Origin of the sequence: Lacticaseibacillus pantheris DSM 15945 = JCM 12539 = NBRC 106106, from assembly GCF_001311175.1 — a bacterium.
Classification (GTDB): Bacteria; Bacillota; Bacilli; order Lactobacillales; family Lactobacillaceae; genus Lacticaseibacillus; species Lacticaseibacillus pantheris.
Genome location: NZ_BBAI01000010.1, coordinates 47,089 through 64,687 on the forward strand (window position 1 = coordinate 47,089; position 17,599 = coordinate 64,687).

General features: G+C 54.7%; 8 protein-coding genes and 5 pseudogenes. 12 read left to right on the top strand and 1 reads right to left on the bottom strand.

What is annotated here, in order from left to right; translation table 11 throughout:
* Nucleotides 1-380: 380 nt before the first annotated feature.
* Nucleotides 381-1,354 (bottom strand): annotated as a pseudogene (locus tag JCM12539_RS05070) (L-lactate dehydrogenase).
* A 256-nt stretch (nt 1,355-1,610) separates the two neighbouring features.
* Between JCM12539_RS05070 and pth the strand changes: the two are divergent.
* The 12 genes and pseudogenes from pth to lysS all read left to right on the top strand — a co-directional run bounded on the left by pth (nt 1,611) and on the right by lysS (nt 17,265).
* Nucleotides 1,611-2,168 (top strand): aminoacyl-tRNA hydrolase, encoded by a 558-nt coding sequence (pth, locus tag JCM12539_RS05075; RefSeq protein ID WP_054649756.1) that lies wholly within the window; start codon nt 1,611-1,613, stop codon nt 2,166-2,168.
* 119 nt (nt 2,169-2,287) lie between these two features.
* A pseudogene (mfd, locus tag JCM12539_RS05080) lies at nt 2,288-5,777 on the top strand (transcription-repair coupling factor).
* Nucleotides 5,774-7,375 carry a putative polysaccharide biosynthesis protein gene (locus JCM12539_RS05085; RefSeq protein WP_054649758.1) on the top strand — a complete coding sequence of 534 codons (1,602 nt, stop codon included), beginning with the start codon at nt 5,774-5,776 and terminating at the stop codon, nt 7,373-7,375. The pseudogene mfd and the gene JCM12539_RS05085 overlap by 4 nt, the downstream one beginning before the upstream one ends.
* 1 nt (nt 7,376) lies before the next feature.
* Nucleotides 7,377-7,637, top strand: a complete 261-nt coding sequence (locus JCM12539_RS05090) for an RNA-binding S4 domain-containing protein (protein WP_054649760.1) — start codon at nt 7,377-7,379, stop codon at nt 7,635-7,637.
* A gap of 94 nt (nt 7,638-7,731) precedes the next feature.
* Nucleotides 7,732-8,127 (top strand): FtsB family cell division protein, encoded by a 396-nt coding sequence (locus JCM12539_RS05095; protein ID WP_054649762.1) that lies wholly within the window; start codon nt 7,732-7,734, stop codon nt 8,125-8,127.
* Nucleotides 8,128-8,161: 34 nt separating this feature from the next.
* Nucleotides 8,162-8,707: a S1 RNA-binding domain-containing protein gene (locus tag JCM12539_RS05100; RefSeq protein ID WP_054649764.1), complete on the top strand. Its 546-nt coding sequence runs from the start codon at nt 8,162-8,164 to the stop codon at nt 8,705-8,707.
* A gap of 95 nt (nt 8,708-8,802) precedes the next feature.
* Nucleotides 8,803-10,170, top strand: coding sequence for a tRNA lysidine(34) synthetase TilS (gene tilS, locus JCM12539_RS05105; RefSeq protein WP_054649766.1), 1,368 nt, complete (start codon nt 8,803-8,805; stop codon nt 10,168-10,170).
* A complete protein-coding gene (gene hpt / locus JCM12539_RS05110; RefSeq protein WP_054649768.1) occupies nt 10,160-10,696 on the top strand; it encodes a hypoxanthine phosphoribosyltransferase in 537 nt (178 codons plus the stop codon). The genes tilS and hpt overlap by 11 nt, the downstream gene beginning before the upstream one ends.
* Before the next feature lie 85 nt (nt 10,697-10,781).
* A pseudogene (gene ftsH, locus JCM12539_RS05115) lies at nt 10,782-12,921 on the top strand (ATP-dependent zinc metalloprotease FtsH).
* A 792-nt stretch (nt 12,922-13,713) separates the two neighbouring features.
* Nucleotides 13,714-14,589, top strand: a complete 876-nt coding sequence (gene hslO / locus JCM12539_RS05120) for an Hsp33 family molecular chaperone HslO (protein ID WP_054649770.1) — start codon at nt 13,714-13,716, stop codon at nt 14,587-14,589.
* A 69-nt stretch (nt 14,590-14,658) separates the two neighbouring features.
* A pseudogene (gene dusB / locus JCM12539_RS05125) lies at nt 14,659-15,659 on the top strand (tRNA dihydrouridine synthase DusB).
* Nucleotides 15,660-15,799: 140 nt separating this feature from the next.
* Nucleotides 15,800-17,265 (top strand): annotated as a pseudogene (gene lysS, locus JCM12539_RS05130) (lysine--tRNA ligase).
* The last annotated feature ends 334 nt before the right edge of the window (nt 17,266-17,599 follow it).

Here is a 17,599-nt window from a genome sequence, read left to right on the forward strand (position 1 = left end):
GTTTAATTGGGGGATGGGTTCGGGGGAAGGATAGTATAAGGGTACCGATTGAAGGGGACTATGCTGGGTGGTTGGAAGGTTGCTGGTGGAAAGCGTTGCAACGCTCTCCCGGTACTCGTGGTTATGGAAACGAGCTGTGCAGGCAAGAAGACGCCGCATAAGCGACTCTAAAAAGGCAGGTAGGGGGCCGCCTGCCGGACACGCCACAATTCTCGGTCTGGCTACGGTTAAAACAGTTCACGCTACAGTCTCTCGGCGGTGCTTGCGCACAGCCTCCGAGTGGCGGGCTCTAAGCGCTAAAGCGCTAAGAGCCCGCGCAAAAAAGTCCCCCTCGAGCCCAGCTCGGGGGGACTTCCTTACGTTCTGCGTCAGGTTTAAAATTACTGACGGAACTTGATGTCGGACTTGGAGAAAGCACCATCGATGATCTTCTTCAGTTCGTCTGAAGAAGCCTTCATGGACTTTGCTTCGTCGTCGGACAGAGGCAGTTCGATAATCTGCTCGATACCGTTGCGGCCGATAACGGCTGGCGTACCGATGAAGACATCGTTGATGCCGTACTGACCGTCCATGTATACGGACAATGGCAATACTGCACTCTCGTCGTTCAGGATGGCTTAGTGATACGGGTAGCGGCAGTACCGACACCGTAGTAAGTAGCACCCTTCAAGTTGATGATGGTGTAGGCAGCGTCACGAACGCTCTCGAACAGCTTGTTCAGCTTGTCCTGAGTCAATTCTGGGTGTGCCTTCGTGTATTCGGCAATGGTCAAACCACCGATAGTGGTGTGGCTCCATGCAGCGAATTCAGTGTCACCGTGTTCGCCCAAGATAAAGCCGTGGACGTTGCGTGCGTCAATCTTAGCTTCATCAGCCAAAGCCTGACGGAAACGAGCAGTGTCCAGGGAAGTACCGGAACCGATAACCTTGTCCTTAGGGAAGCCGGAAATCTTCCAAGTAGCGTAAGTCAAGATGTCAACTGGGTTGGCAACGACCAGGAAGATACCGTTAAAGCCTGATTCAACAACTGGTTCAACAACGGCGTTGATGATACCCAAGTTCTTGTTAACCAGGTCCAGACGAGTTTCGCCCGGCTTCTGTGGGGCACCGGAAGTGATTACAACGATGTCTGCGTCTTTGCAGTCGCTGTAGTCAGCGGAGTAAACCTTCTTCGGTGCCGTGTATGGGAGGGCATCGGAAAGGTCAATTGCGTCACCCTTCGTCTTGTCCTTCACAATATCAATAATCCCAAGTTCTTGTGCAACGCCCTGCTGGACCATTGCGAATGCGTAACTGGAACCAACGGCCCCGTCACCAATCAGAATAACTTTCTGGTGCTTAGCAGCTTCTGCCACGGTAGTATCATCCTTTCTGAAATAACCTTATACAATACGATTCCGATTATAGCATACCTACCGGGACGCGTGAACACATATTGTGGTGCTGAGACCGACATTTACACCCTCCGTACTGGCCTGGGAGCGACCCACACCGACGACCGTATGTGGTACAATTGCGGTACGACTGCGGGGAGCTGAAACTGCCCGTTTTTGCGTGTGGCCCTTAAACGGACCGCGACAATATTGATAGTAGCGATGGGGGCAAAAAGTAATGAAGATGGTCATCGGCCTGGGCAATCCGGGCAAAAAGTATGCTGGCACCAAACACAACGTGGGCTTTATGGTGGTGGACTCGTTAGCCCAGCACCTGAACGTGCACCTGACTAAATTGGAGCATGACGCGGTTACCGCCAGCACACGGATTGATGGTGAGAAGGTGTTGTTGGTCGAGCCACAAACCTACATGAACGAATCGGGGCGTGCCGTCAAGCAACTGATGCATTTCTACAAGCTAGCTCCCGAGGATATCATTGTGGTTCAGGATGATTTGGATATGCCGGTAGGTAAGCTGCGTCTGCGGGCGCGGGGCTCTGCCGGTGGCCATAATGGCATCAAGGACATCATTAACAACATCGGCACCAACGACTTTGCGCGCGTCAAGATTGGCATTGCCCACCCTACGCAAACCACGGTTGTTGATTGGGTATTGACGCCATTCAAAGGCGACAACGCGATTGTGGTTGGTGAGGCGCAAGACTTGGCCGTTTCACTGCTGTTTGACTGGCTGCAAGGGGAAGACTTACCCGAGTTAATGAATAAATACAATTAAGGGGCATAGTCGTGATGATGGCTATGCATGATTGAACGCCACGGGACATCGTGGCTGAGGTTAGACTTTTACTATGGAAAAAAACTAGTTTCACCGCTCTATTTGCGGATGCGCCAGAACTGCGACCATTATGGCCACAGCTAGATTATGGTCGCCACCTGCTCACGGGGTTGACCGGATCCGCTAAAACGCTGCTAATTGAGGCCGCAATTACGCGGGTGGGTCACCCGCTCTTAGTGGTTGCAAGTGACCGCAATCATGCCGAGGAATTGGTTGCCGATTTAGGTAACCGTCTCGCGGCTTCTTTGTTGTACCAGTTTGCCGTTGATGACGTATTGAGCCTGGAGGCGGCCAACACTTCACTTGATGAGCGGAACGACCGTATTGGCGCGCTGAACTTTCTGCTGAGTGACCAGCAGGGTGTGGTTGTGACCACGTTAGCCGGATTGCGGCGACTTTTACCGCCGGTGGCTGACTGGCGTCATGCTGGACTAACGATTGGTCCGGACAGCGAGGTTGACCCCGCGGCTTTGGGTGCACAGTTAGTGGCCAGCGGTTACCGGCGCGACTCGTTAGTGAGCGCACCCGGGCAGTTTGCTATCCGTGGTGGCATTATTGACGTTTATCCACTCGACCGTGATAATCCGGTGCGTATCGAGCTGTTTGACACGGAGGTCGATTCGATTCGCGAATTCGACGCCGATAATCAGCGCAGTTTGGACAGTGTCGATAGCGTGACGCTACCACCGGCTAACGACATGTTAGCCGATGAGCAAAGGTTGAACGCTACGGCTGACCGGATTCAGCGCGCCGTTGACCTAACGGACGCTGCGCGCGCTGCCGGAACCAAAGCACACGCTGACGGAGCGGATGCGCTCGATGCGAACGCCGCCTTTGTCCAACGGGCCAGCCGGCTAGTGGCCGATCTGCGCGAGGGGATTGTTGATGGCAACCTCGCTAACTATGCTGCGGCGCTGTACCCCGAGCAAACCACCATCACGGATTACCTGCCGGCGGGTGCGGTGGTGTTTTTTTGACGACTACCCGCGCCTTCTGGATACGGACGCAACCAGCGTTGACGGCCAAAGTCGCGATGTTCCTGGCGGCGAGTTGATGCCCACGTTACAACCGTTACCCGAATTGGAGAAGGCGGACAAGCACCCACACGTGCTGATTTCGCTGTTCCAAAAGGGGATGGGTAATCTCCGCCTGACCAGCATCACCAACGTGGCCACACGTAACGTGCAACAGTTCTTTAGCCAGATGCCGCTCTTCAAAACGGAGGCGGACCGCTGGGCAAAGCAGGGGCAGACCGTGGTGGTATTGGTGAACGACCAGCGGCGGGCGGAGAAAACCGCCGAGACCATGCACGACTTTGAAATCGACGCTAGCATTGCCAGCCCTAAGCGAATACTGCTGGGACGATTACAGGTCATCGTGGGCAACTTAGAGGCCGGCTTTGAACTACCCAGCCAACACCTGGTGGTCATCAGCGAGCACGATTTATTCAACGCAAAGCGGGTGCGGAAGGCGCGGCACCAGACCCTGGCTAACGCCGAGCGACTGAAGAGTTATAACGAGCTTAAACCCGGGGACTACGTGGTGCACGTGAACCACGGGATTGGTCAGTATCAGGGACTACAAACACTCACCGTTGACGGCGTGCACCGTGACTATCTGACCATCAACTATCGTGATAACGGGCAGCTGTTTATCCCCGTTGACCAGTTAAACCTGGTGCAAAAGTACGTTTCGGCGGAGGGCAAAAAGCCGCACGTTAACAAACTGGGCGGCTCCGAGTGGGCTAAGACCAAACGGAAGGTTGCCGCTAAGATTGAGGACATTGCGGATGACCTGATTGAGCTGTACGCGGCGCGGCAGGCGGAAAAGGGGTATGCCTTTCCACCTGATGATGACCTCCAAAGCGACTTTGAAGCCGAATTCCCGTACCCCGAAACACCGGACCAAACTCGGAGCGTGAAGGAAATCAAGCGGGATATGGAGCGGGACCGCCCGATGGACCGCCTGCTGGTCGGGGATGTCGGCTTTGGTAAAACCGAGGTGGCGCTACGGGCGGCGTTCAAGGCAATCACGGCCGGTAAGCAAGTTGCGTTGCTGGTACCGACCACCATTTTGGCTCAGCAACATTTCGATACCATGACCGACCGCTTCAGCGACTTTCCCATCAGCATCGGCATGCTGTCACGTTTTCGGACGGCCGCACAGAACCGGGCCACAATCGCTGGCCTGGAGGATGGGACCGTTGACATTGTCGTGGGTACGCACCGACTCCTAAGCAAAGACGTGCACTACAAGAGCTTAGGTTTACTCATTGTCGATGAGGAACAACGTTTTGGCGTGAAGCACAAGGAGCGGATCAAGCAGTTACGTTCCAGTATCGACGTCCTGACGCTCACGGCCACGCCGATTCCGCGGACGCTCAACATGTCGATGCTTGGGGTACGCGACCTGTCCGTGATTGAGACACCACCAACGAACCGTTACCCCATCCAGACCTTCGTGATGGAGCAGGATGCGGGCGCAGTGCGAAGCGCCATTACGCGTGAACTGGAGCGCGGGGGGCAGGTGTTCTACCTGCATAACCGCGTGGAGGATATCGAACGGACGGTTGCTGACTTGGAGACGCTGGTCCCAGAGGCGCGGATTGTCTATGCTCACGGCCAGATGAGTGAATCACAGTTGGAATCGGTGATTTACGACTTTATGCGCGGTGAGGGTGACATTTTGGTCACGACGACCATTATTGAAACCGGGGTCGACATGCCAAACGTGAACACGCTGATCATTGAGGACGCTGACCACTACGGACTGGCGCAACTTTACCAGTTACGTGGTCGCGTTGGTCGGTCTAGCCGCGTGGCGTACGCGTACTTTATGTACCGGCGCAACAAGGTGTTGACTGAAGTCGCCGAAAAGCGTTTGTCAGCCATCCGCGACTTTACCGAGCTGGGCAGTGGCTTTAAAATTGCGATGCGTGACCTATCCATTCGTGGCGCCGGGAACCTCCTGGGCGCACAACAGCACGGGTTTATCGATTCGGTCGGCTATGATCTGTACACCCAGATGCTTAAAGAGGCGGTGGACCGGAAGCGCGGCCAGGCACCAGCGGACCGGCATACGGACGCTGAGGTGACGTTGAGCGTTGAAGCGTACCTTCCCGGCGATTATATCGAGGACAACCGGCAGAAGGTTGAGCTGTACAAGCGGGTCCGTGAAACCGAAAACGAGGAGCAGGAACGCGAGCTTGAGGACGATTTGATTGACCGCTTTGGCGATTACCCGCAGCCCGTGACTGACCTGTTACGCATTGCCCGGTTAAAGCGGACGGCCGATGCTGCTTTGGTGGACAAGATTCACCAGCAGGAGCAGAAACTCTTTGTGACGATTAGCAAAGTCGCCACGGAACAGCTTGCTGGCGAGCCCATCTTTGCGGCTCTAGGTGCGACTAAGCTGCGCGCCACCGTCGCAGAGTCGGATGGACGGTTGGTGGTGACGTTGGCAATCCCTCGGGGGATGGCGACCGACGACTGGCTGACCGAACTGGAGGGCTTCGTGACCAAACTGGCCGACATGAGGACGGTCAAATGAACGCCGCGCACAGTAAGCGCCTCATGCGGGGGGCCTGGATTCTCAGCGTGGCGGGATTAATTGCCAAATTACTCAGTGCGGTGTACCGCGTGCCGTACCAAAACCTAGTCGGCAATACGGGGTTCTACGTTTACCAGCAGATTTACCCGTTGTACGGAATTATTATGACCATGGCGCTAACCGCGGGGCCGGTGTTCGTTGCCAAAGTAGCGGTGACTACTCCGGACCTGGTTACCCGACAGCGTACCTTGAAGCGCCTGGCCGGAGTGCTGGCCATTTGGGGCGGGGTCGTGTTTATCGGCGGCTTTGCTGGTGCGGGCATCATCGCCAGTTGGATGGGCGATGCACGACTCGCACCGCTGGTCCGTGTGGTCGGTTGCATGGGCCTCACGTTACCGCTGTTAGCGATGGGGCGGGGCTACTTTCAGGCCCAGTACAGCATGACCGAAACCGCATGGAGCCAAGTGGTGGAGCAGGTAGTGCGCGTTGGTGTGATTCTGACCGTCGCCGTCATTGCGGTCCACGCATCGTGGTCTCATTACCTCACTGGTACTTGGGCGATGACCGGTGGCGTGCTGGGCGCGCTAGCCGCCGCTGCAGTATTAGCCATCAGCTGGTTGCGGCAACGCGCTAAACGTCCGCGGCTGACTGACTTCGGGGCTGGGCAGGCGCGGACGCAGGTACCGTCGTGGTCACACCTAATGTGGCAGACCTTTAGCGAGGGCGGTGCGTTGGTCCTGTACGCCGCCATCCTATTGATTTTGCAACTCGTTGACAGTTTTACGGTGGCAAAGTCGCTGGTGGAATCCGGAATGACGATGAGCGCGGCCGAAAACCTGAAGGGAATTTATGACCGCGGTCAGCCCATGGTACAGTTGGGGTTGGTCGTGGCGACCGCGCTGACGCAAAGCCTGCTGCCACCGTTAAGTGGGGCACATCAACAACACGCTGACCACACCTTTACCCGTACGGGAACCGTGCTGGTGCACCTCAGCGTTGCCGTTTCTTTGCTGGCGACGGTGGGACTATGTGCCGAAATGCCGTTGTTAAATCGGGGGTTATTCGGTGACACGGATGGCACGTTGGTGTTGCAGGTCTACATGCTCATTATTGCGGTGACTGCGGCGATTAATGCCTGTGCCAGCATCTTACAGAGTCAGGATTTGGTGCGGGTGCCCACAATCGCAATTCTTGCGGGTGTACTGGTCAAAGCGTTAGTTAACAGCTACTTTGTGCACCATTGGCAGACTGCCGGGGCCTCCTGGGCGACGGTACTAGGATTGGGCGTGACCATGATGGTCATTTACCTAGCCCTGGATCCGCTGATTCGCCGGCGTATTTGGTCCGGCGGCTTTGGCTGGCGACTGCTGGTCGTGGCCGCGGGCATGGGCGCCGTTGTTTGGACGGGCGTGACGTTGACCGGTACCGTGGGTCGCGTAAGCGCTGTTATTTGGGCAATCCTTTGGGCCATAGTGGGCCTTATTGTAGCGGTAGCGCTGGCAGCGTGGACGGGACTGTTTACCCGGCGCGAGGTGCTAGCACTCCCCGTGGGCGCACGGATTTTACGCATGACGAAGCATTTACGTAAAGGGGAATAATATGCGATTAGATAAATTTTTAAAGGTGTCGCGCATCATCAAGCGGCGGACGGTTGCAAAGGAAATTGCCGATAAGGGGCGCATTCAGGTGAACGACCGCGTGGCCAAGTCCAGCACCGACGTGGCGGTAGGCGACACGTTAACCATTGGCTTTGGTAACAAGACGTTGGTTGTGCGTGTGGATGAACTGGTTGACACCACTAAGAAAAACGATGCGGAGAGCATGTACACGGTTATTGACCAACAATCGTCGACAAACTAGCGGTGCGCTTGACCGCCAGATTTGTTATACTCAAGTCATCGAAGCATGATGTAGATGATTAGTATGATAGTACAGTTGTGGGGAGGAAACCGCGATGGCCAAGGCCCAGATTAGCCATTTGGATAATGCGTATACGCGTGCGCAGCAGGTTGAACGTGACCAGCAAGCAGCGCGTAACCGGCGTCGGCAGATTCACCGGCGGCGTCGTGTTATTTTAGTGGCGGTTCTGGTTCTCGTGCTGGTGGGCGGTGGCGTCCAACTTTGGCGCGTACACCAAGCACAAGTACAGGCGACCGCACGCGTGGCCACGGCCAAAAAGCAGTTACACAAGGTGACCACCAAGCAAAAGAATCTACAAATTCAGGTGAACGAACTAAACAACGCCGATTACCTAGAAAAGTTGATTCGGGCCAAGTACTACATGTCGAAGTCGGGCGAAACCATTTTTAACATTCCGGACAGCGATGACAGCATTCCGGGCGATAAGTAAAACGGGTTATTCCGAGGAGGAAATTATTTTTTTTATGTCAGTTGCAGTTGGTGCACAATTAAGCGGTAAGGTCACTGGAATTACCAAGTTTGGGGCGTTCGTTGATCTTGGCGATGGTCAAACAGGGCTGGTGCACATTTCCGAAGTAGCGGATGCCTTTGTCCAGGATGTTCATGACTTTGTGAGCGTCGGCGATGCAGTGAACGTGGTCGTGCTGTCCGTCGATGGTAGCAAGGTTGGCCTGTCAATTCGTAAGGCCAGCGGTAATGAAGCGCTGGCGACAGAACACGCCGATACCATCAAGAAGGAAGCGGAGCACCACGGCGACCAGCGTACAGATCATGGTCACGCTGGTCGTACTGATAGCGCGCGGCCACACACTGGTCACGGTGCGCCCCGTAACGGTGGGCACAACGCGGCCGGGCGCAGTGCCCGCCCGGCAAACCGCAAGGAGCACGGTGGCAAGGAAGGCTTTGACGACCTGCTGTCCGACTTTTTGAAGGAAAGCGAGCAGCGTCTGTCCACCATTCGGCATAACACCGAGGGTAAGCGTGGCGGTCGCGGCGGTCGTCGGAGCTAGTTCCGTTGGCTCGAGATGGTAATGATAGGTCTGATTGTTGCAACCCTTAGTGCGGTTGACGCAGTCGGGCCTTTGTTTTGCAAAGGGGGTATTCGATGGTGGAACTGAGTCCGGCGGGAATGGAGCGGATATTAGCTGAATACGCGTTGCCGGCTGAAACACGGGTCCTGATTGCGGTGTCTGGTGGATCCGATTCGATGGCTCTACTGACGTTGCTAGCTGGCAGTGCTGGTACCACGAATTTGGAACTCGGGGTCGTGCACGTTAACCACCAACTGCGCGATGTAGCGGATCAGGAGGCCCAGTTGGTGCGTGACTATGCTGAACGACTGGGTGTCACTTGTCGTGTTGTTGACTGGCCCCGGGACGAGCATCCCCGCAGTGGTGTTGAAGCAGCGGCCCGTCAGTTTCGTTACGCCGTCTTTACCCAGCTGGCCCAGCGGGAGCACTACGACGTGTTGATGACGGCCCACAATCTGGGGGATCAGGCGGAAACCGTCCTGTTTCGGTTGGCACGGGCAGGTAGCGTCGCTGGTGCGACTGGCATCCACGCTGATACCGAACAACGGGGGCTACGGGTGGTGCGGCCGCTTTTGGGGGTGCCGAAGCAAAGCCTCCAGGATTATTGCGATCGCACAGGCGTCCCCTACGTACACGATCAAAGTAACGACGATACCGCGTACGACCGCAACTTTTTACGGCACGAAGTTTTGCCAACCCTGAGTTCACGTTGGCCCGATACTGAACAGCACCTCGCACGCTTTGCCGAGGAATTAACGGGCTTGCAGACGCTCGCCGATGTGACATTACGTCATTTGTCAGGAAAAGTCAGACTAAAGTCTGATGAGTTTACCTGGCAAGATGTCCAGAATGAGTCCACAGCTGTTCAAAAACTATTATTACAACACCTTTTATCCCAGTGGCACCCGGCAGTTAGTCATCGGCAGGTACTGGCGGTTTATTCCGCCCTTAACGTTAACGATGGGCGTGAGCGAATCGTGGCTTTGAGTGCGGCACAGGCCTTATACATTCAACGTCGGCACGTGCGCCTGCGTTCACCCGTGGTCGTGGCGGACTCCACTTGTACTCTTGGTGGCCTGAATGCACCGGCAAGCGGAGCGGGCGGCGTGTGGCTGCTGGCCAGTGACAATGTGCCCAATGGTTACCGGGTAATGTCCGCGCCCATGGTTTGGCAGCTACCAGTGACCATCCGGCACCGGCAACCAGGCGATTGGTTGCAGTTGGCCCACGGCGAGCACCAAAAGCTAGGCCGTTTTCTCACCAACATGCACGTGCCGGGCACTGACCGCGACCAACTATGGGTGGCTGCTTCCGGCCATCAGGTTTTGTGGGCTGAAAATGCCCGCCCGGGGCAATTGTTTACGGGCGAGCAAACTGCTAAAATCAAGGCACAGTTAGTTTTCCGACCGGACGACGGGGGTAATAACAGGGATGAATTCTGATATATTGAAAGTTTTGTATTCAGCACAAGACATTGACGCAACGGTACGCCGGTTAGCGGCAACCGTCCACGATGATTATGCTGACGCTAAGCCGCTGTGTGTCTGCGTTTTGAAGGGCGCGGTTGTCTTCATGACCGACTTTATCCGCGCGTACGACGATTATTTGGAAATTGACTTTATGGATGTTTCCAGCTATTACGGTGGTACCGAGTCGACGGGGGATGTCCGAATTGATAAGGATTTGGATACCAGCGTCAAGGGACGCGACGTTCTGATTGTCGAGGACATCGTGGATACGGGTACGACACTCAAAGCCCTGAAAGCTTTGTTTGCGCATCGCGGTGCACGCTCAGTTAAAATCGTGGCGCTACTGGATAAACCGGCGGGCCGTACGGTGGATGTGCAGGCCGATTATGTCGGGGAAACGGTGCCGGGCGAGTTCTTAGTGGGCTACGGCTTGGACTACAAGGGACTGTACCGGAACCTACCGTATGTTGGCGTACTAAAACCAGAAGTATATAAGTAATGATGGGCAGTGCCATGCATTGTGTGGTATTCTCGTATATAGCTTTGAATTAGCTTTTTAATGAAGTTTTTGCTGGAGGTTGTGCATGAAAAATAATAAGACCGGCCTGTTCAGCAGCACACTCACGTACATCGTGTTATTCTTGCTGCTGGTTGCGGGATTCGGATACTATATGCGTGGCGACAGCGGGGGTACCACAAAGTCACTGACGACGAGTCAGTTTGTGACCGCGCTGAAAACGAACAAGGTGAAGGAATTCTCCATTCAGCCAAGCGGCGGGGTTTACAAGGTCAGTGGTGAGTACCGTAAGTCGAAGACCACCAAGCAAAAGAGCACTGGTTTACTTGGGGAGTCAAAGACACAGTCGGTGACCGGATTTACTACCCGCATTCCTGACAACGATAGTACGATCAAGAAGATCGACACGTTGGCCGCTAAGCATAACATTAAGAACTCAACTGCTGAGGAGTCGCAGACTAGCGCGTGGGTCAGCCTGTTGATTACCGTGGTGCCGTTGGTTCTGATGATGGTGATCTTCTACATGATGATGAATCAGGGCGCACAGGGCGGTGGCAACCGCATGATGAGCTTCGGTAAGTCACGGGCAAAGCAGTCGGACAAGACGGCCAACAAGGTACGTTTCTCTGACGTTGCTGGTGCCGAGGAAGAGAAGCAGGAGCTGGTTGAAGTTGTTGAGTTCCTGAAGGACCCCAAGAAGTTTCTGAAGTTGGGTGCCCGTATTCCATCAGGTGTGCTCCTCGAGGGCCCGCCAGGTACTGGTAAAACCTTACTGGCCAAAGCCGTTGCTGGTGAAGCGGGTGTACCGTTCTTCTCCATCTCCGGTTCTGACTTCGTGGAAATGTTTGTCGGTGTTGGTGCTTCCCGTGTTCGTGACCTCTTTGACGAGGCCAAGAAGAAGGCACCAGCCATCATCTTTATTGATGAAATTGATGCCGTTGGTCGCCAGCGTGGCGCTGGTATGGGCGGCGGTCACGACGAACGTGAACAAACTTTGAACCAGTTGCTGGTCGAGATGGACGGGTTTACTGGTAACGAGGGCGTCATCGTTATGGCCGCTACGAACCGGGCAGACGTTCTGGATCCGGCTTTGCTTCGTCCTGGTCGTTTTGACCGTAAGATTCTGGTTGGCCAGCCCGACGTTAAGGGTCGCGAGGCTATCCTGAAGGTGCACGCCAAGAACAAGCCGTTTGCCGATGACGTTGATTTGAAGACCATCGCCAAGCAGACGCCTGGGTTCGTGGGTGCCGATTTGGAAAACCTGCTGAATGAAGGGGCACTGGTTGCCGCTCGTCGTGGGAAGACCAAGATTGATGCCAGCGATCTGGACGAAGCTGAGGACCGAGTAATTGCGGGGCCGGCTAAGCGTGACCGCGTTATCCAGCCGAAGGAACGCACGCAGGTTGCGTACCACGAAGCTGGGCACGCGATTATTGGTCTGGTGCTATCGGACTCACGGACTGTGCGGAAGGTTACGATTATCCCTCGTGGGCAGGCGGGTGGCTATGCCATCATGCTACCGAAGGATGACCAGTTCTTACTGAGCAAGAAGGAACTCAACGAGCAGATTGTCGGCTTGATGGGTGGCCGGACGGCTGAAGAAATTATCTTTAACACGGAGAGTACCGGTGCTTCGAACGACTTTGAGCAGGCAACGGATATTGCTCGGGCCATGGTGACGAAGTACGGGATGTCCGACAAGTTGGGCACGGTTGCTCTGGAGAAGGAAAGCCAGCAGGCGGCTTATGGCGCTGGTGCGGGTTACTCCGGGCAGACGGCCAACGATATTGATGCTGAGGTACGGCGGATTATTGATGAAGCCCACCAGCAGGCACACGATATCATTGAGGCACACCGTGAACAGCACAAGGTGATTGCTGAAGCTGTTGAAGTACGAGACGCTGAATGAAGAACAGATTTTGAGTCTCTTCAATACGGGTAAGATGCCAGAAACTAAGTCTGAATTCCCAAGCGAAAAGGCTGCGACCTATGAGGAAGCAAAGAAGGCTTTGGAGCAAAAGGAAGCATCACGTCAGGAATCCGAAGAGGCGGCACACAGTAGTGCAGCTGAGGATACAAGCGTGGCGGCAGACAGTAGCGAGGCAAGTGCACCGTCGGAGGCGGCACCTTCCAGTGCTGCGTCGAGTGCACCAAGTAGTAGTGCAGCATCGTCATCGTCAGATGATGATGAGCCACCAACAGCATAATCAGTAACGAGGGTCGGACGGATGTCCGGCCCTTTTGTGCGTTTAGGCTGCAGCGCCGGTCGACTCGGTGAGCTGTAGCTTATGTGGGTACTCCGTGGTAATCCACTGCCAGGGCGGGGTGGTTACGAACTCGCGGACGGGGGTTCCAGATACTTCGGTGACTCTAATCAAAGATACCTCGATTCTTTATTAATACGTTATCCTTCTGATCTGGTCCCTGGCACAGGTGGCACTAGTCACACAAGCACACAGTATTTTTTTTCGGTTAGGCTTTTGTCCATCTCAGGTTTGAGTTGTGAGTTGTTCAACAAACTTGGTAGCCACCATCTAACTTTGGGTGCACTGGTATGAATCTCGTGGTAGTCCAGACTTTTCATAAATTTCTGCAACTGTGGTTCTGACCGGTGGGGGGGCCGTGGGGTGCGGAGACGAGTGGACCCGGAACGGTGACCGCTGTTGGGGCTTGCCGCCGTTCGAAGCGAAGCGAGTTACGGCGCGACGAACTTAGAGACTGACTGCCCGAACTTGGCAGGCAGGCTCTAAGTCGCACCGGAAACCGCGGTTTTGGCGGTTGGAGGTTTCGCCCTAGCAGCGGTCACCGTGGAGCGGTCCACCAAGTCGCAGTACCCCACGGCCCCCACCGGCCAGAACCGCCACGAGGAGCACCGGTCGTGGGGACCAGCCGCTCAACCGGAACCATCACGCCAGTACGACCAGCCACCGGAACCCAGCACCACCAGGGTACTTGTGTTATGCTGGTAAGCAGAAAAAAAACAACAAGGAGTAATCATCATGAGCGACTATTTAGTGCGTGCAGTAACTGCGGATGGCATGTTCCGCCTCTTTGCGGTTGATGCTACAGACACGGTGAGCGAGGCGCAGCGGCGGCACGATACGTGGAGCGCGTCTTCGGCGGCTTTGGGTCGGGCCCTAATTGGTACCGGCCTATTGTCGGCAGCCGAACTGAAAAATGATCGAGACCTGATGACGGTGCGCATCAAGGGTGATGGCCCGGCTGGTAGCATTGTCGTTGATGGCACGAGTCACGGCACGGTGCGGGGTTACATTCAGGAACCGCACGTCCACCTGCCGCTAAACGTGGTGGGCAAGATTGATGTCGCTCGTGCAGTGGGTAAACGCGGCGTGCTCGCGGTGACCAAGTACCTAGATGGCGGCGCCCCCTTCACCGGCCAAGTTCCGTTGACGTCTGGGGAGCTAGGTGCTGATTTCACCTACTACCTTGCAAAGTCGGAGCAGATACCTGCGTCCGTGGGCGTTTCCGTCTTTGTGAATGCGGACAATTCGATTGCCGTTGCCGGTGGCTTCCTGGTCGAAGCTTTGCCGGGTGCCACGGACCAAGCGCTAGCTGATCTGGAAACGAACATCAAAACGCTCCCACTGGTATCCGAGATGCTGAAATCGGGACTGACGCCTGAGGAGATTTTGGACCGGATTGTGAATGGCCGTAAACTCATGGTGTTGGGCCAGGACGATTTTGCGTTTAAGTGTAATTGCAGCAAGGAACGGTTTGGTAAGGCGCTGAGCACGCTGAAACCCACCGAGATTAAGGCGATGATTGCTGAAAACGATGGTGCAGAGACCGTCTGCAAGTTTTGTGGACAGCATTACCAGTTTAGCGCGGCCGAACTGACGGCAATGTTGCCGTAGCTTGTGGTGAGCTTTGTGGGCGTGTTACACTATGCGTCAGACAAAAAGTTAGTGGATTAGTTGAGGTGAATGACAGTGAGTAGTTGGTTTATCGGGGATATCGAGATTCCCAATCAGGTTGTGGTTGCGCCCATGGCCGGGATTACTAACGCGGCTTTCCGCGTAACCGCCAAGGAGTTTGGTGCCGGGCTGGTTGTGTGCGAAATGATTAGCGACCGGGGAATCCAGTACCATAACAAAAAGACGCTGAACATGATGTTTGTTGATCCGCACGAACACCCGGTTTCTATCCAGGTGTTTGGCGGCACCAAGGACACTTTGGTGAACGCGGCCAAGTTTATTGATGAAAATACGAGTGCGGATATCATTGACATCAACATGGGTTGCCCCGTGCCGAAAGTCACTAAGACTGATGCCGGTGCTCACTGGTTGTTAGATCCGGACAAAGTATACGAGATGCTGGACGCCGTGGTGCAGAACGTCCACAAACCAGTGACGGTGAAGATGCGTACCGGTTGGGACAAGGACCACGTATTCGCTGTGGAGAACGCAAAGGCGGCGCAGGCGGCCGGGGTTTCGGCACTCGCGATGCACGGCCGGACGCGTAAGCAACTCTACTCGGGGCACGCAGACTGGGACATTCTCGCCAAAGTTGCAAGTGTTCTGGACATTCCGTTCATGGGGAATGGTGATGTGCGCACGCCGCAGGACGCCAAGCGTATGCTTGATGAAGTCGGCGCGGACGCGGTGATGATTGGCCGTGCTGCTTTGGGCAACCCGTGGCTGTTGGGTCAGGTCAAAACGTACTTGGAGACGGGAGAACTAATCTCGGAGCCAACGCCAACCGAGAAAATTCGGATTGCGGAAAAGGAATTGCACCGACTGGTTTTGTTGAAGACCGAGAAGGTGGCGGTGCCGGAATTCCGTAAGCAGGCAGCATACTTTCTGAAGGGCATCCCACGTTCATCGCGCACTAAGCTGCCGTGATGTCCGTGAACACCGAGGCTGAGGTGGACGCCATTTTGGATGAGTTCGTTGATGGTCTAGAGGCACACCCCGTACTCAGATAGTGTTTGAGGTAGATGCAACTTGACTCCGGTCGGGTTGCTTTTTTTGCTGTAAAATTGGCAAGATACAAGGGTATGTGAATTGAACGGAGGAAATAGCGTTGGCAGATAAGCAAAACAAGCAACCGAAGCAGCAGCCGTCCATGAACGACCAGATGCGGGTGCGCCGGGAAAAGATGCAGGCCTTACGGGACGAAGGAATTGATCCGTTTGGCCACCGCTTTGACCGGACCCACACGGCTGCTGATTTACAGGAACAGTTTGGTGCGTTTGATAAGGATGAACTCAACGACAAGCACGCCGAGGTAGTCATTGCTGGGCGGATGATGTCCAAGCGGGGCAAGGGCAAAGTCGGCTTTGCGGATATTCATGACCGTACTGGCAAGGCGCAAATATACGTCCGCAAAGACGTTGTGGGTGAAGATAACTATAAGATTTTCAAGAAGGCTGACTTGGGCGATATCCTGGGTATCGCCGGTGACGTCATTAAGACCGACATGGGCGAGCTCACCGTGCGGGCAAACCACGTCACGTTTTTGACCAAGGCACTGCGCCCATGCCTGACAAGTATCACGGTTTAAACGATGTGGAAGCAAAGTACCGTCAACGTTACTTGGACCTGATTGCCAACCGCGACAGCTTTGACCGGTTCGTGCAACGGACTAAGATTGTCAGCGCTGTGCGCGAGTACTTAGACCAGAATGGCTTCTTAGAAGTGGAGACACCCGTCTTGCATAACCAGGCCGGTGGTGCCAATGCACGGCCGTTCGTGACGCACCATAACGCTTTGGATATTGATTTGTACATGCGCATTGCGCTGGAATTACACCTGAAGCGTCTGATTGTTGGTGGCATGGAGCGTGTCTACGAAATTGGTCGCGTCTTCCGTAACGAGGGTGTGGACACAAAGCATAATCCTGAGTTCACCGAGCTAGAAACATACGCCGCGTACTGGGATCTGGGCGACGTGATGGATGAGACTGAGGGTATCTTCCGCTACGTGTCGCAGAAGGTTCTGGGCACCGGCAAGATTACTTATCAGGGTCAGGACATTGATTTAGATGCCCCGTTTGCGCGTGTGCACATGGTCGACGCCATTAAGGAACGGACTGGTGTTGATTTCTGGAAGCCAATGACGCAGGCTGAGGCCCAGCAGTTGGCTCAGGACAAGCACGTTAAGGTTGAGTCGTACTGGCAAGTAGGTCACATCATCAACGCGTTCTTTGAAGAATTTGTTGAGGATACGTTGGTTCAGCCGACCTTTATCTATGGTCACCCAATTGAAATATCGCCACTGGCCAAGAAGGATGAAAAGGATCCGCGTTTCACGCAGCGGTTTGAGCTCTTCATTGATGGTAACGAGTATGGTAATGCCTTTACGGAGCTGAACGATCCCATTGATCAGCGGGAACGCTTCGAGGCACAGGCGGCCGAAAAGACTGCCGGTAATGACGAGGCACAACCAATTGATGACGACTTCGTGGAGGCTCTGGAATACGGCATGCCGCCAACTGGGGGCCTTGGTATTGGGATTGACCGACTAGTGATGTTGTTAACGGATGCCGCTTCAATTAGGGATGTGTTGCTATTCCCAACGTTACGTCCGTAGTCTAGACTTTTAGTAATCAACGCAAATTTCAAAGTGTCAGTAAAACATCGCAAAAATATTGCGGTGTTTTTTTTGAGGGGTTTTTGGGGACATTGACGGGCTATTGGGGACGCGTGTTTCTATAAAAGCGAACAAGAAGGTTGGTAACTTGACAAAAGTTCGCAAAATAGCGATAACGCACCCTGGAAGGAGTACAATCCGCCGAAAATTCGTCTTGACGGTTTCTGGGCAAGTTGGTAAACTGTTTAAGTCGTCAAGTGATACGGCGTTCGCCAAGAGCGACGCGGGTTACGCAAACAATTTATCAATTAAAAAGTTGTTGACAGTGGCTTAG

What these genes read in the sequence shown, in the direction of transcription:
- JCM12539_RS05090 (WP_054649760.1), top strand. Translation starts at nt 7,377, where the DNA reads ATGCGATTAGATAAATTTTTAAAGGTGTCGCGCATCATCAAGCGGCGG.
- tilS (WP_054649766.1), top strand. Translation starts at nt 8,803, where the DNA reads ATGGTGGAACTGAGTCCGGCGGGAATGGAGCGGATATTAGCTGAATAC.
- JCM12539_RS05100 (WP_054649764.1), top strand. Translation starts at nt 8,162, where the DNA reads ATGTCAGTTGCAGTTGGTGCACAATTAAGCGGTAAGGTCACTGGAATT.
- JCM12539_RS05085 (WP_054649758.1), top strand. Translation starts at nt 5,774, where the DNA reads ATGAACGCCGCGCACAGTAAGCGCCTCATGCGGGGGGCCTGGATTCTC.
- JCM12539_RS05095 (WP_054649762.1), top strand. Translation starts at nt 7,732, where the DNA reads ATGGCCAAGGCCCAGATTAGCCATTTGGATAATGCGTATACGCGTGCG.
- hslO (WP_054649770.1), top strand. Translation starts at nt 13,714, where the DNA reads ATGAGCGACTATTTAGTGCGTGCAGTAACTGCGGATGGCATGTTCCGC.
- hpt (WP_054649768.1), top strand. Translation starts at nt 10,160, where the DNA reads ATGAATTCTGATATATTGAAAGTTTTGTATTCAGCACAAGACATTGAC.
- pth (WP_054649756.1), top strand. Translation starts at nt 1,611, where the DNA reads ATGAAGATGGTCATCGGCCTGGGCAATCCGGGCAAAAAGTATGCTGGC.